Origin of the sequence: Parahaliea mediterranea (assembly GCF_017255185.1) — a bacterium.
Taxonomy (GTDB): domain Bacteria; phylum Pseudomonadota; class Gammaproteobacteria; order Pseudomonadales; family Halieaceae; genus JAFKCZ01.
Genome location: NZ_JAFKCZ010000013.1, coordinates 116,385 through 131,103, shown reverse-complemented (window position 1 = coordinate 131,103; position 14,719 = coordinate 116,385). Strand labels below are relative to the sequence as shown.

Annotated in this window: 13 protein-coding genes and 4 tRNA genes; 8 read left to right on the top strand and 9 right to left on the bottom strand. The window is 65.2% G+C overall.

Features of this window, described 5'->3' with window-relative positions:
* The 4 genes from JYP50_RS17040 to JYP50_RS17025 all read right to left on the bottom strand — a co-directional run.
* A partial coding sequence (locus tag JYP50_RS17040) for a GTP-binding protein (RefSeq protein WP_241263259.1) occupies positions 1-149 on the bottom strand: 149 nt, incomplete at its 3' end.
* 88 nt (positions 150-237) lie between these two features.
* A tRNA-Thr gene (locus tag JYP50_RS17035) sits at positions 238-313 on the bottom strand.
* A 20-nt stretch (positions 314-333) separates the two neighbouring features.
* Positions 334-407 (bottom strand) — tRNA-Gly (locus tag JYP50_RS17030).
* A gap of 130 nt (positions 408-537) precedes the next feature.
* Positions 538-621 (bottom strand) — tRNA-Tyr (locus JYP50_RS17025).
* Between the two features lie 207 nt (positions 622-828).
* On the opposite strand from JYP50_RS17025, the gene JYP50_RS17020 reads away from it, so the two are divergent.
* Positions 829-1,467: a class I SAM-dependent methyltransferase gene (locus JYP50_RS17020; RefSeq protein ID WP_206561756.1), complete on the top strand. Its 639-nt coding sequence runs from the start codon at positions 829-831 to the stop codon at positions 1,465-1,467.
* A 113-nt stretch (positions 1,468-1,580) separates the two neighbouring features.
* On the opposite strand, the gene JYP50_RS17015 is transcribed toward JYP50_RS17020, so the two are convergent.
* The 5 genes from JYP50_RS17015 to birA form a co-directional block, all read right to left on the bottom strand.
* The gene (locus JYP50_RS17015) at positions 1,581-4,880 is read right to left on the bottom strand and encodes a bifunctional diguanylate cyclase/phosphodiesterase (RefSeq protein WP_206561755.1); all 3,300 of its coding nucleotides are present in this window, start codon (positions 4,878-4,880) and stop codon (positions 1,581-1,583) included.
* Between the two features lie 173 nt (positions 4,881-5,053).
* On the bottom strand, positions 5,054-5,851 hold the full coding sequence (locus JYP50_RS17010) for an enoyl-CoA hydratase (protein WP_206561754.1): 798 nt from the start codon (positions 5,849-5,851) through the stop codon (positions 5,054-5,056).
* A 212-nt stretch (positions 5,852-6,063) separates the two neighbouring features.
* A tRNA-Thr gene (locus JYP50_RS17005) sits at positions 6,064-6,139 on the bottom strand.
* Between the two features lie 246 nt (positions 6,140-6,385).
* On the bottom strand, positions 6,386-7,138 hold the full coding sequence (locus JYP50_RS17000; RefSeq protein WP_206561753.1) for a type III pantothenate kinase: 753 nt from the start codon (positions 7,136-7,138) through the stop codon (positions 6,386-6,388).
* Complete coding sequence (birA, locus tag JYP50_RS16995) at positions 7,135-8,112, bottom strand: bifunctional biotin--[acetyl-CoA-carboxylase] ligase/biotin operon repressor BirA (RefSeq protein WP_206561752.1); 978 nt, start codon at positions 8,110-8,112, stop codon at positions 7,135-7,137. Before birA ends, JYP50_RS17000 begins: the two co-directional genes overlap by 4 nt.
* Before the next feature lie 202 nt (positions 8,113-8,314).
* Between birA and JYP50_RS16990 the strand changes: the two genes are divergently transcribed.
* From JYP50_RS16990 to JYP50_RS16960, 7 genes are all read left to right on the top strand, one after another.
* Positions 8,315-8,842, top strand: coding sequence for a nuclear transport factor 2 family protein (locus JYP50_RS16990; RefSeq protein ID WP_206561751.1), 528 nt, complete (start codon positions 8,315-8,317; stop codon positions 8,840-8,842).
* A gap of 80 nt (positions 8,843-8,922) precedes the next feature.
* Positions 8,923-9,594 carry a TetR/AcrR family transcriptional regulator gene (locus tag JYP50_RS16985; RefSeq protein WP_206561750.1) on the top strand — a complete coding sequence of 224 codons (672 nt, stop codon included), beginning with the start codon at positions 8,923-8,925 and terminating at the stop codon, positions 9,592-9,594.
* Positions 9,594-10,415: a sterol desaturase family protein gene (locus JYP50_RS16980; RefSeq protein ID WP_206561749.1), complete on the top strand. Its 822-nt coding sequence runs from the start codon at positions 9,594-9,596 to the stop codon at positions 10,413-10,415. The genes JYP50_RS16985 and JYP50_RS16980 overlap by 1 nt, the downstream gene beginning before the upstream one ends.
* Positions 10,416-10,655: 240 nt before the next feature.
* Complete coding sequence (locus JYP50_RS16975; protein ID WP_206561748.1) at positions 10,656-11,048, top strand: MerR family transcriptional regulator; 393 nt, start codon at positions 10,656-10,658, stop codon at positions 11,046-11,048.
* Between the two features lie 32 nt (positions 11,049-11,080).
* On the top strand, positions 11,081-12,250 hold the full coding sequence (locus tag JYP50_RS16970; RefSeq protein WP_206561747.1) for an isovaleryl-CoA dehydrogenase: 1,170 nt from the start codon (positions 11,081-11,083) through the stop codon (positions 12,248-12,250).
* An 8-nt stretch (positions 12,251-12,258) separates the two neighbouring features.
* Complete coding sequence (locus JYP50_RS16965; RefSeq protein ID WP_206561746.1) at positions 12,259-13,866, top strand: carboxyl transferase domain-containing protein; 1,608 nt, start codon at positions 12,259-12,261, stop codon at positions 13,864-13,866.
* A 58-nt stretch (positions 13,867-13,924) separates the two neighbouring features.
* A complete protein-coding gene (locus JYP50_RS16960) occupies positions 13,925-14,716 on the top strand; it encodes an enoyl-CoA hydratase/isomerase family protein (RefSeq protein WP_206561745.1) in 792 nt (263 codons plus the stop codon).
* Positions 14,717-14,719: the final 3 nt, after the last annotated feature.

Sequence of the window (14,719 nt, the reverse complement as noted above, 5' to 3'; positions counted from 1 at the left end):
CCGTCAAAGGCCACCGCGGCACCGCTGCCCCAGACTTCCGCGCACACGCGGGTCAGCGCCGCGGTCAGGGTCGTCTTGCCGTGGTCAACGTGACCAATGGTACCCACGTTGACGTGGGGCTTATTGCGCTCGAACTTTTCCTTTGCCATTACGACGGTCTCCTATCACACCGGCACATGCCATGCAGTTAAAACACACCGCTCAAACTCGGTTGCTGGCTGCTTTACTGAAAGGGCGTGGAGCTCATAACCGGATTTGAACCGGTGACCTCTTCCTTACCAAGGAAGTGCTCTACCGACTGAGCTATATGAGCTTTACACATCCACAACCAACTGGAGCGGGTAGCGGGAATCGAACCCGCATCATCAGCTTGGAAGGCTGAGGTTCTACCATTGAACTATACCCGCCACACTCTTCGGGAAACCGCCTCTGCGGCCTCCCCATACACGGCGGACCTCGCTCACAGAGCCGTACAGTTCAAATCCACCCTGCTCCACCCACAATCGCGACAATTAGACGCAATTAAGGGCTAAACCTTGGTGGAGGGGGGTGGATTCGAACCACCGAAGCTTTCGCGTCAGATTTACAGTCTGATCCCTTTGGCCACTCGGGAACCCCTCCAGAAGGCGGCATATTCTGCCGATGGCCCCTGCCCTTGTCAACTGACAATCCAAAGAAAATTATCAACTTAGACCGGCTTTTTTCAGTGGCTCGAAAACGGGGCGCCCGAAGCTATCCTAGTTATAACAAATATTTTTGCGATTGACATAAATATCGTATCTTCTCACCGTCATACACATCCCGAACCCCAGCCAGCCAGGACACCCAATGAAAGTACGCCGTCCAAGCATGTTCGCGCAGATCTCAAGAGGGCTTCGCCTCATATACAGCGAGCGCTCCTTTTTGGCCCAACAGGGCTACACGGAAAGCATCAAGCAAAAGCGGCCCTGCAAGCCAGACGGCACACCACTTCCCTGGATGAACTACCAGGTCGTGCATTTCCTTGAGCAGCGCCTGCGCAAGGACCACAATCTGTTTGAATATGGCAGTGGTTATTCCACCCAGTTTTATGCACGGCATGCAGGAACGGTAACCTCCGTTGAGCATAACCGGGACTGGTACAACATTCTCAACAAGAATAAACCAGAGAATGTCGAGCTACTATTTAGAGATATTGGCGATATCAACGGTTATTGCCAGGCCATCGCAGGGGGCGATAGACGCTTCGATATCATCGTTGTGGATGGGCGCGAGCGCCTGCAATGCATGGAGGTCGCGGTGGATTTCCTGAGTGAGCAGGGCGTGGTTTTACTGGATGACTCCAGCCGAAAACGCTACCAGGACGGGCGATCGGCGATGAAGCGCAGGGGCTTCCGGGAGCTGGATTTTATCGGCATCAAGCCGGGCGGCCTGTCAACGCACCAGACCACTTTATTCTATAAAGAGAATAACTGCTTGGGCCTGTAGGGCCGACCCAAACAGCACCCGCAAGAACAAACGCTATAAAAAATACAGACTCAACTGGTGGAAGCAACGGCCCGGGCTGCCACCCCGGGACGGCTGAAGCCCGCGCGCCTGGGCTAGCCGGTCGACCGCCGGCTAGAGGCCAGCAGCTCTTCAAACTTCCGCGCGCCGAGCGGGCGACTGAAGAGGTAGCCCTGGTAGGTGTCGCAACCCACCTGCCGCAGGAAATCCAGCTGGGCCTCGGTCTCCACACCCTCGGCCACGGTGGTAAAACCCAGCCCGCCGGCCAGCGCAATGATCGCGCGCACAATAGCCGCGTCTTCCGGGCTGCCGAGCACCCCGTCAATAAAGGATTTGTCGATCTTCAGCTTGCTCAGCGGGTAGCGCTTCAGGTAGCCCAGGGAGGAATACCCGGTGCCAAAGTCGTCGATGGACAGTGACACCCCCAGCTTCCGCACACAGCGCAGGGTATCTTCGGTGCGCTGCGAATGCTGCATGGCGATACGCTCCGTGAGCTCGAGCTCAAGCTCGCCTTCCGCCAGCCCGAATTCCCTCACCAAGGCCTCGATGTCGCCGCAAAAATCCTCGCGATACAGCTGGATCGCCGACAGGTTGACCGCCATGGACTCCAGTGGCAGCCCGCTGCGCCGCCAGCTCACCAGCTGGCTCACGGCAACGCGCATCGCCCACTTGCCAATATCGACGATAAGCCCCGCCTCCTCCGCCAGCGGAATAAACCGGCTCGGCGGTATCTCGCCCAATTCCGGATGGGGCCAGCGCAGCAGGGCCTCGGCCCCCAGCACCCGCCCGCTGGCGATATCCACCTGCGGCTGGTAGAGGACCTGCAACTGGCCGCCAATCAGCGCGTCGCGCAGGTCGTTCTGCAACTTCAGGGCCTCCCGCGACTGCTGCCGAAGACCCTCGTCGAACAGCGCATAGGTATTGCCGCCGCGCCGCTTGGCCTGGCTCAGGGCCACGTTCGCCGATTGCGTGAGTTGCTCAATACTGTTTCCGTGCTCGGGAAAGGCGGCGATACCAATACTGCCGGTCAACGACAGGCGCTTGCCGGCGATCAGGACCGGCGTCGACACCAGCTCCAGCAACTCGGCGGCCAAGCCAATGGCGCCCTCCGCCGACACCGCCGGCGCCAACACGAAAAACTGGTCGGCGGCCAGGCGGCTGAGGGTGGCGTCGCAGTCCAGCACCGCCGACAGGCGCGCCACCAGCGCCTGCAGCAGGTCGTCGCCCACACTGTGCCCCATCGATTCGTTGACGTACTTGAAGCGGTCGATATCGAGGTAGAGCAACGCCGCGGGCTCACCCGAGGCTCGCGACACGTCCAGGATGGTCCGCGCCCGCTGCTCGAGCAGCCGCCGGTTCGGCAGCCCGGTGAGCGTGTCGTAGTCACTGAGATAGCGCAGGCGCGCCTCGCTCGCACGGCGCTCGGTGATGTCGGTGGAAATCCCACAGATACCGTAGATCGCCCCCGAATCGTCGCGCAGGGGAATTTTCACATTCCAGAAGGTCCTGGCCTCGCCGCTGGACACCACGGTTTCCTCGGACTCGACTTCGATTCGCTCACCCGTTTCTATCACCCGGCGATCGGAATCGCGCGAGCGCCGCGCGGCGTCGACATCGACAAAGGCGTCGACAGGGTTGCCCAGCAAATCCGCCTCGGCCACCCCCAGCAGGTCGACGATGCGCCGGTTGACGTAGGTGAAGCGGCCCTGCGAATCCTTGAGGTACACACAGGCGCCGACATTTTCCAGCACCGTGGACAGCCGCTCCCGGCTCTCCTGCAGCGCCTTTTCCGAGGCTTCCCGGGCGGCGTCGCGATCGAAATTGTCCAGCGCGAAACCGAGATCGTCCGCCAGTTCCCGCAGCAGCCCCATCACCTCGTCCTCGAAAGCACCCTCGCTCTCGTGCGACACCCCCAGCAGCGCCACGACCTCACCCCGCCGACGCACCGGCAGGGCGAGCTGCGCGAGACCACCGTCCCGGCCCCCGTCACCGCCACTCCACTCCACGACCGACTCACCGGTCGCCGCCCTGGCGAGACCACCCGTCAGCGGTAGCACCCCGTCCCCCCTCGCCCCACCGCTCCCGGGCGGGTAGTTGGCAGTCACGCGAAACCCCTGGCCGTCGTCCGTCAGCAGCCCCACCCAGGCGCGACGCATGCCGCCGTAATCGACCGCCAGGCGACAGGCCAGGGGAAACAGCTCCACCTCTCGCTCCATGCGCACAATGGCCTGGTTGATCTCGCTCAACGCATGGTAGAGGTGACTCAGCCGCGCGGCCCGCCGCTCACTGTGGTCGCGCCCCCGGGCGATAGTGAACACCAGGGCGGCGAGAAAAGCCGCCAGGGCGCTCCCCGCCGCGGCCACCCCGGGCGCCAGGTCGTCGGCTCCCGCGGCGACCCGGTAGGCCGGCGTACTCGCCAGGGTTACCGTCCACCGCCGGTCACCCACGGGCAACTGCACGCGATGCACCACTTCATCCACGGTGTTGCGCTGCGCGGCGGACACGCCGTCACTGCGGTACAGGAGACTATCGGGAACACCCAGGCCGTCATCGTGAATCTCGATTTCGATATCCGGGGGAATGCCGTCGCGCAGGCCGGCGATAAAATCCGGCATCCTGAACGGTACATCCACCCAGCCCGCGATGCGCTCCCGGCGCGCCGCGACACCCTCCGGCACGGCGCCCTTGGTATAGACGGGCAGGTACATGACAAACGAGCGCACCTGTTCCCGGTCGCGATCCTGCACCAGGCCGAGCGGCGCGGATATCGTCAGTTCGCCGCTGTCGCGTGCGTGCTCCGCGGCCTCGCGCGCCAGGGGATTCGTGAAAATATCGAAGCCGAGAGCGCCGCGATTGGTTGAATCCAGGGGGTGGATATACGCGATGGGCGCGACCAGCTCGGGCGCGGCCAGCTCGGGCGCGGCCGGCTCAGGCGCGGCCGGCCTAGGCACCGACAGGTCGCGCACCGTCTCCCGGGGCGGCTGCGGATGTACCCGGTAGCCCCCTCCCAGAGCCGAGCGCATCGCCGCCTCATGCTCCGCGATGGCGGACACGGGCACCGCGGCGGCAAAGGCGACGGCCTGCACACCGACCAGCTCCTGGGTGACCTCCAGCGCACCCGCGTACTGCTCGAACTCCGCGTGGGTGACATGGCTGGAGGCCTGGAACAAACCCTGAACACCGCGCATGACCACCGAGAAGCTTTGCAACTGGCGCGCCATGTTGGCCGCGACACGGTTCGCGTCACTGCGAAATCGCTCGGCAAAGGCCGCCCGTTGCTGATCCCTGGCGACCTGCCAGTAGTACCCCGTCGCCAGCAAACCGGCCAGCAGTACAGCAGCACTGATCCACCAGGGCAGCAATCGGCTCCTGACCCTGGGCAATCGCTCAGCCATTGTTATGTCGTCGAACCCCGTTACGGCAATCGCTACCCGATTGGGCAAGTGTACTCAGGTATTCGCGACAGGGAAAACCGAAGCCAGGCACATTCGGGAAACCGGTCACAATCAACGGCGACTCATTCCCCGATCACGGCAAGGCGCGCTACCGGTGTTGCGCGGGCGGGCGACTACTGGCGCCGCCCCCGGGCTTTCAGCTCCGCCAGGCGCTGCTCCATCGCCGCGAAATCGATCGTGCTGTTGTAGGCCCCGGAGCGCTCACCCTCCATCTGCAGGGCATCGCCCAGCGTCATCTCCCAGCCATCGTTCATCACCGCGCGGATGCGGCGCAGGGCCTCGGGCTGGGTGCCGGCGATATCACGGCCCGAGGCCAGGGCCCGCTCGATCAGCTGGTCGTCCTCGCAAACCTCGTTGACCAGCCCCCAGGTGTGAGCCTGCTCGGCACTGAAATAGTTACCCGTAAAACTGATCTCCCGCGCGCGGTTGATGCCCACCAGGCGCGGCAGTTTCTGCGACAGTCCCCAGCCCGGTATCAGGCCCACCCTGGCATGGGTATCGGCGAAGCGCGCCGAGCGGGCGGCGTACAGGTAGTCGCAGGCCAGCGCCAGTTCGAAACCGCCGGTCACGGCGAAGCCGTTGATAGCGCCAATGATCGGCTTTTCGCATTCGGCCAGGGCGCGCACCAGCGGCGCGTCGGTACCGAGGTTGTCGGCGCTCATGGCACTGCCGCCGTCGGCACCCATCTCCTTGAGGTCCACACCGGCGGTGAAGGCCTTGCCGCGACCAGTCAGGACAATCGCCCGCACCCCGTCATCCGCCGAAAGCCGGGCGAAGGCCTCGATAATGGCCTGGGTCATGGCCCGGGACAGGGCGTTGTAGGCCTCGGGGCGATTCAGGGTCACCAGCGCGACCTGATCGGAGATTTCCACCAGCACCAGCTGGTCGTCTTTGGCTTGTTCTGCTGTCATCTTCGGTTCCTGCTACTTTTCGCGCGTATCGGAACCCAGGATTCTGTCCAATGGCGTTCGCCATCGCAACTGCCGAGCAGCTGAATGCAGTACAAAGGCGGGTGCGCCGGCGGGATGCCTGCGGGAAACAAATACTCTGTGGTAGCGAGAGGCGCTAAACCGACGGCACAGCATCGGCCGGGAGGGCCATCGGGGAAAAATTTTTGAGAGAATGGAGCTGGCGAGAGGAATCGAACCCCCGACCGGCTGATTACAAATCAGCTGCTCTACCTACTGAGCTACGCCAGCCTTGATTGACTACTTTACTCGGCATCCCTGCCGCAACCACTGGCGCTCCGCATTAACCTCCAGCCCCGACATCCTGTCGGGCCGCACCCCGGGCTGCGATCTGCCACTGGCAGATCGGTCCCGACGCGCCCTACTGAGCTACGCCAGCCTTGATTGACCGCTTTCCCCAATCACCTAGCCAGTCACCAGAGAAGGCGCGCAATTCTATGCAATGGGCACGATCGATGCAACCGCTGTCGCCAGCAATCAACGGGCCCGGGCCTGGCCCACCAGCTGCAGGCCGTCGAGCACCAGATCGGGGACGAATTCGCCGATACCTCCCAGCGTGGCGGCGAGCCATTCGCCGCCGCCCCCGGTGAACACCGGCAAGGGCGGCCCGGAAAGCGCCGCCTCCCGCAGGGCCAGGGTCACGGCACCCGCCTGGGCCAGGCCAATGCCGTGACGCACGGCCTGGGCGGTGCATGTGCCGGGCGCCAGGCTGTATTCGGCCGCCTCGGCGAAGCGCACACGGTCGGTGTCCAGCAGTAACGCCCGCTCCATCAAACCCGGACCGGGGATGATGTAGCCGCCCTGGTGGCAGCTGTCGGCGCCCACCAGGTCGATGGTCAGTGCGGAGCCGGCGTCCACCACACACAGGCGCGTATCCGGGTGCCGATTGCGGGCGGCCAGCATCGCCAGCCAGCGGTCGACTCCCATCCGCCGCGGCTCATCGTAACTGTTGCGCAGACCCAGGGTTTCAACCTCGGACCGGGCAAACCAGGCCGCGCACCCCCAGCGGCCCTCCAGCATCGCGGCCAGATCCGCTTCCGCTGCCTCCCCCGCCACGCTGGATACCCACATCGCCTCCAGCTCCGGAGTACAAGCCAGCAGGGCCTGGCGGCTGGCGCTATCGCCCGGCCGGTACACGCCGCGGGCGCTGATTTCACCGTCGACCAGCAGGCGCCATTTCGCGCTGCTGTTACCCACGTCCAACTGCAGGCAGCGACGCGGCAAACTCACGTGGCGGCCCGCAGGGAGAGTTCGCCACCGAACAGGGACTGCACGCCCACCGAGGTCTCCAGCTGCAGCGCGCCGCGCCCGTCCACGCCCCGGGCCACACCCGCCATCCGCCGCTCGGCACTGGTGATCACCACCGGGCTATCGGCGAAGGCATCCAGGGCCATCCAGGGTTCACGCCAGGGACCAAAGCCGGTGGACTCGAAACCCGCCAGCAGTGGCAGCAGCTCATTGAGCAGCGCGGCGAGCAAGGCGTTGCGTCCGGGGGAAGTGCCGCCACACACGCTCGCCAGGTCGGTCCAGGGCTGCTCAATGCTGTCCTTCGCGGCGGCGGGCATGGCCACGTTGAGACCCACGCCCACCACCACCTGGCAGGCGCCGGAGGCATCGCCCGCCATTTCCAGCAATATGCCGCCCAGTTTGGCGCGCTCGAAGAGCAGGTCATTGGGCCACTTGAGCTGTACCGGCGGCACACCCAGGCGCTCCAGGGCCCGGGCCACGCACACGCCCACCGCCAGGCTGAGGCCCTCCAGCGCGGCGGCGCCCTGGCTGAACTCCCACACCATCGACAGGTAGATATTGCGCGCGAAGGGACTGAACCACTGCCGGCCCAGGCGGCCCCGGCCGGCGCTCTGCTGCTCGGCGATGCACACCAGGCCCGAGCCGGCGCCGCCGGCGACGCGGCGCAGGGCCTCGGCATTGGTGGAGTCCACACTGCCCAGCACCGCCAATTCCGCCAGCAGGTTACGACCGGCCGTATCGAGGCCGGCGCGAACCCGCTCCGCGTCCAGCAGCTCAAGACCCCCGGGGATGCGATAGCCCAGGCCGCGCACGGACTCCAGCTCCAGGCCCAGCTCTTCCAGGCGGTTGAGCTGTTTCCACACCGCGGTGCGGCTGACCCCGAGGGTCTCGGCGAGAGCCTGACCGGAGTGGAACTCCCCATCGGCCAGCATGGGTAGCAATATCATCTTGGGCATACGACTGCCGCTCTCCGTGATTGTGTGACTTGAACGGTCTGCTGTTAAACCGCCGTGCACTGGTGGCGGTTTAGCCATTGGCGATGATAGCAAAATTGGCGCCGGTTCAACCTGCCAGACAGCGCCACTGGTTCCTTTGTAAACCCGCGACCTACACTGCCTACCGAACAGCCTAAAAATCCACAGCCGAGGGAGCACCACCGTGACCACACTGGACGACGCCACCCTGCGCGCCGCGGCGCAAAAGCTGATCGAGGCCCACGCGGAAGCATCGCGCAGCAACGACTGGACTTTCTTTGTCGATGAATTATACGCGCGGAACTGCGTTTATACCTGCGAGTACGCCGGTGTCATGGAAGTCACTGCCCGCGGCGTCGACGAGATCAAGGCAACCCACTACGGGCGCGACATGCAGGTGGGCTGGGAGGGCTGGAGCTTCCCCTACGAGGGCGTCTACGTCGGCACCGCCAACCGACTGGTGACCCACTGGCTCAACCGCGGCCCCGGCCAACGGCCGGACGGCGGCTTCTACCAGACCCCCGGCATTTCCTTTCTTACTCTCGATGGCGACGCCCGCATCGCCCGCCAGCTCGACCTCTTCGACCTGGCCCACCAGATGAAGCTCTGCGACGAACTGGAGGATGCCGGGCTCCTGTCCCCCGCACTGAAGCAGCAGTGGGTACTGCCGATGAAGGCCAGGCTTGAGGCTCAATTGCAGCGCGCACCCTAGTCATCGGCGGTCGCGCAAGCCCTCCGCCAGCGCAACTTAAGACGATTGACTTATTAAGACAACCGTCTTACCGTGAGGCCATGAGCGCAAACACCGACACCCGACCCGGCACCGCCGCCATCGCCCTGATGGAGGCCGCGGAGCAATTGATCGCCGCCAAGGGCATTGACGGCGTCTCCAGCCGCGAGGTCGCCCGCCGGGCGGGCCAGAAAAACCACTCGGCGGTCAACTACAACTTCGGCTCGTTCGAGGGGCTGGTGGAGGCCCTGATCGACTACCGATCGACCCCCATCAACTGCCTGCGCGAACAGCAACTGGATGCGCTGCTGGCCAGGACGCCCGAGCCCAGCCTCGCTGACCTGGTGGGCCTGATGGTGCGGCCGATGGCCGCGCAATTGCTGCTGCCGGCGGGGCAACACCAGTTCCTGAGCCTGCTTTCACAACTGCTGTCGCGCGACCACTGGCGCGAGGTCTTCATGCGCAACCGCAGCCAGGCCGACGCCGTGAACACCCTTGGCGCCCTCGCAGAGGCCCGGCTGGGCAAGCAGCTGCCAACCGACGTGTGCCACGAGCGCCTGCGCCTGCTGGGCAACCATATTGTGCACAGTGTCGCCGAGTGGGATGCGCAAATCCGCGGCGGCGCGCTGCCGCGCAGCGAGGATGCCCTGCACTGGCGCATCGAGGACTTCATCACCTATTCCGTCGCCGGGCTGACCGCCCCGGCGGCCACCACGGCCGGGAGCAAACAATAATGGACGGCATGCAAATCATTGGCTTGATCGTGTTTTTCTCCTTCGCCGCCCTGTGGCTGCTGGAACTACTGGGCGGCCGTCTCGGCCGCTCGCCGCGACCACTGCGGGATTTCGGCTTCATGCTGTTCGGCATGTTTTCCAACCTGCTGCTGGCCGGCGCGGCCATCGGCGCACTGACCGGCTGGCTGGTGGTGCAGCTGTGGCCCGACGGCGCCAACAGCCTGGCTTTCGTGCCCTTCTGGCTGGCCTTCGCGGTGATCTTCCTCGGCGAGGAAATGGCCCACTACTGGCTGCACCGGGCCGCGCACCAGGCGCGCTGGCTGTGGAAAATCCACCGCACCCACCACAGCGCCCAGCACCTCAACGTGGGCGTGGTCTACCGCTACAACTTCTTCTGGGTATTCCTGCTGCCCCAGACCTGGATGGGGGCCTTCGCCGTCTATTTCGGCCAGGCGCCGGCCTATTTCACCGCGATCCTGATCACCTTCTTCGTCAATCTCGCCACCCACAGCAGCTACCGCTGGGACCTGTGGCTGCGCGAGCGCACCCCCGCGCCCCTGCGGGGGCTGTGGTGGCTGATCGAGCGGGTCATCACCCTGCCCGACACCCACCACGCCCACCACGCCTACGGCCGCGAGGCCCACCCCAATGGCAACTACGCGGTGACCGTATTCCTGTTCGACGTACTCTTCGGCACCGCGAAAATCCCCAACCAACGCCAGCAGAACTACGGCCTGCCCATCTCCCCGCGCCTGCACTGGGCCGAGGAGTTGCTGTGGCCCCTCGTGCGCAAGCCCCTCCTGCCCAAGCCCAAAAAATAGAAGACGGATACGAATGGCACTTACTTGAGCCAAAAACAGGGTATTTTGCCCTCTGTAGGGTCGAATTCATTCGACCATAAGGGGTGCTCGTGGAATCAATGGCCGAATGAATTCGGCCCTACAACGGTTAGATAAACGCCATTCCCCCTTTGTTGAGCCGCTGTTTTTACGTGGCGCATACGTTTACGTAAACGTAAACTTGATCTATAGTCTGCCGTACTTCCGCGACCGGCCCACGACATGCCCGAGACCACCTACAGCATCTCCGACCTCGCCAGCGAATTCGGGGTCACCACCCGGACCATTCGCTTCTACGAGGAGAAGGGGCTGATCCACCCCCGCCGGGAGGGTCAAAAGCGCGTCTACAGCCCCGCCGACCGGGTGCGCATCAAGCTCATCCTGCGCGGCAAGCGCATCGGCATGTCGCTGCGCGAAAGCGTGGAGGTGATCGACCTCTACGACCCGGAACACAACAACGAGGAACAGCTAAACTCCCTTATCAACACCGTGAGGGAGAAACGCGCGCGCCTGCTGCAGCAGAAAAAGGACATCGACGAAATGCTCGGCGGCCTCGACGAAGTGGAGGCGCTCTGCGAGCAGGCGCTCGACGACAACCACCGGAGCCAGCGCTAGCGCCGGCCCCCAATCACCGCATGGAAACGCCTATGAACACCGGATACCCCACCCTCAACTTCGGCCTCGGCGAAGAGCTGGACATGCTGCGCGACGCCGTCCACCAGATGTGCCAGAAGGAAATCGCGCCCCGCGCCGCCGAGATCGACCGCAACAACGAATTTCCCAACGACCTGTGGCGCAAGTTCGGCGACATGGGCTTGCTGGGCATCACCGTGGAGGAGGAGTACGGCGGCTCCAACATGGGTTACCTGGCCCACGCTATCGTGATGGAAGAGATCAGCCGCGCCTCGGCCTCGGTGGGCCTGTCCTACGGCGCCATGTCCAACCTGTGCCTGAACCAGCTGCGCAAGAACGGCAACGCGGCACAAAAGGCCAAATACCTGCCCAAGCTGTGCAGCGGCGAGCACATCGGCGCCCTGGCCATGAGCGAGCCCAACGCCGGCTCCGACGTGGTGAGCATGAAGCTGCACGCCCGCAAGGAGGGCGACACCTACTACCTCAACGGCGCCAAGATGTGGATCACCAACGGCCCCGACGCCGACGTCTACGTGATCTACGCCAAGACCGACCCGGAGGCGGGCTCAAGGGGCATCACCGCCTTTATCGTCGAGCGCGACTTCCCCGGTTTCTCCCGCTCGCCCAAACTCGACAAGCTGGGCATGCGCGGCTCCAACACCTGCGAGCTGGTGTTCGAGGACACCCCGGTGCCGGCGGAAAACATCCTGCGCGGCGAGGGCGAGGGCGTGAAGGTGCTGATGTCGGGCCTGGACTACGAGCGCACGGTGCTGTCCGGCGGCCCGGTGGGCATCATGCAGGCCTGCCTGGACGAGGTCATCCCCTACCTGCACGATCGCAAGCAGTTCGGCCAGAGCATCGGCGAGTTCCAGCTGATGCAGGGCAAGCTGGCGGACATGTACACCGACCTCAACGCCAGCCGCGCCTTCCTCTACGCCGTGGCGGCCGCCTGCGACCGCGGCGAGGAGACCCGCAAGGACTGCGCCGCGGTGATTCTCTACACCGCCGAGAAGGCCACCCAGATGGCGCTGCAGGCGATCCAGGCCCTGGGCGGCTTCGGCTACACCAACGAGGCCAACGCCGGCCGCCTGCTGCGCGACGCCAAGCTCTACGAAATCGGCGCCGGCACCTCCGAGATCCGCCGCATGCTGATCGGCCGCGAACTGTTCAACGAGACAAGGTAACCCCCTCCATGAGCGTACTGCAGACCCGCATCAACCCCCGGGACGAGGATTTTGGCCGCAACCGGGACCACATGCAGGCCCAGGTCGACGACCTGCGCGCCAAGGTGGCCGAGCTGCGCCAGGGCGGCGGCGAAAAAGCCCAGGCCCGCCACACCGCCCGCGGCAAGCTGCTGCCGCGGGAGCGCCTCAACGCGCTGCTGGACCCGGGCTCGCCCTTCCTCGAGCTGAGCCAGCTGGCCGCCCACGAGGTGTACGACGACCCCGTGCCCGGCGCCGGCATTATCACCGGCATCGGCCGGGTGGCGGGCCAGGAGTGCATGATCTTCGTCAACGACGCCACCGTGAAGGGCGGCACCTACTACCCGCTGACGGTGAAGAAGCAGGGCCGCGCGCAGACCATCGCCGCGGAAAACCGCCTGCCCTGCCTCTACCTGGTGGATTCCGGCGGCGCCTTCCTGCCCCTGCAGGACGAGGTGTTCCCCGACCGCGAGCACTTCGGCCACGCCTTCTACAACCAGGCGCGGATGTCGGCCAGGGGCATCCCACAGATCGCCGCGGTACTGGGCTCCTGCACCGCCGGCGGCGCCTACCTGCCAGCGATGGCGGACGAATCGATCATCGTCAAGAACCAGGGCACCATCTTCCTCGGCGGCCCGCCGCTGGTGAAGGCCGCCACCGGCGAGGTGGTCAGCGCGGAAGAACTGGGCGGCGCCGACGTGCACTGCCGCACCTCCGGCGTCACCGATCACTACGCCAACAACGACCACCACGCCCTGCAGTTGATGCGCCAGGCGGTGGCGCGGCTCAACCGCGTGAAACCGATGGGCACCGACATCCGCGAACCGGTGGAACCGCTGTACCCGGTGGAGGACATCTACGGCGCCATCCCCGCCGATGCGCGCAAGCCCTTCGACGTGCGCGAGGTGATCGCCCGCGTTGTCGACGGCTCCGAGTTCGACGAATTCAAGGCCCTCTACGGCGAGACCCTGGTCTGCGGCTTCGCCCGCATTCACGGCTACCCGGTGGGCATCGTCGCCAACAACGGCATCCTGTTCGGCGAATCGGCGGTCAAGGGCGCGCACTTCGTGGAGCTGTGCGCCCAGCGCAAGACGCCGCTGGTGTTCCTGCAGAACATCACCGGCTTCATGGTGGGCAAGCAGTACGAGGCCGGCGGCATCGCCCGCCACGGCGCCAAGATGGTGCACGCGGTGGCCTGCGCCGACGTGCCCAAGTTCACGGTGATCATCGGCGGTTCCTTCGGCGCCGGCAACTACGCCATGTGCGGCCGCGCCTACGAGCCGCGCTTCCTGTTCATGTGGCCCAACGCCCGCATCTCGGTGATGGGCGGCGAGCAGGCCGCGGGGGTCCTGGCCACCGTCAAGCAGGACCAGTTGACCCGGGAGGGCAGGGCCATGAGCGAGGCGGAGATCGCCGCCTTCAAGCAGCCCATCCTCGACCAGTACGAGCACCAGGGCCACCCCTACTACGCCTCCGCGCGGCTGTGGGACGACGGCGTGATCGACCCGGCGGACACGCGCATGGTGCTGGGGCTGGCGATTTCCGCGTCGCTGAACGCGCCGGTGCCGGAGTCGCGCTTTGGCGTGTTCCGCATGTAGCGGGCGTCTCGATAGCGAACCGAACTTCAGATTAACGAACCACAGGCATGCACAAGCGATGACCAACCCGAGAGTCACACTCGATATCGACAAACGCGGCGTCGCCACCGTCGCCCTCAACCGCCCCGACAAGCACAACGCCTTTGACGATGTGTTTATCGGCGAGCTGCGCGATCACTTCGAGGCCCTGGCCGCGCGCGACGACGTGCGCGTGGTGGTGCTCGCCTCCGCCGGCAAAAACTTTTCCGCCGGCGCCGACCTCGGCTACATGAAGCGCATGGCCGGCTACGACTACGGCCACAACATGCGCGACGCCGAGGGTCTGGCGGCAATGCTCAAGGCCCTGTTCGAACTGCCCCAGCCGACGATCGCCCGGGTTCAGGGCGCGGCCTTCGGCGGCGCCGTCGGCCTGGTGAGCTGCTGCGACATGGCGGTGGCGAGCGAGGGCGCGAGCTTCTCCCTGTCGGAAGTCAAAATCGGCCTGGTGCCCGCCACCATCAGCCCCTATGTCATCCGCGCCATTGGCGAGCGCGCGGCGCGGCGCTATTTCGTCACCGCCGAGCGCTTTCGCGCCGCCGAGGCCCTGCGCCTGGGCCTGGTCAGTGAGGTGGTGGCGGAGGATGAACTAGACACCGCGCTCGAGCGCCTGGTGAGCGCCGTGCTCGGCAATGGCCCGGAAGCGGTGCGTGCCGCCAAGGACCTGGTGCACAGCGTGGCCGGCAAGCCAATCACCCGCGAGCTGGTGGAAGACACCTGCGCCCGCATCGCCCATATCCGGGTATCCGAGGAGGGCCAGGAAGGCCTGTCCGCCTTCCTCGACAAACGCCAACCCCGCTGGAACCAGGAATAGCCC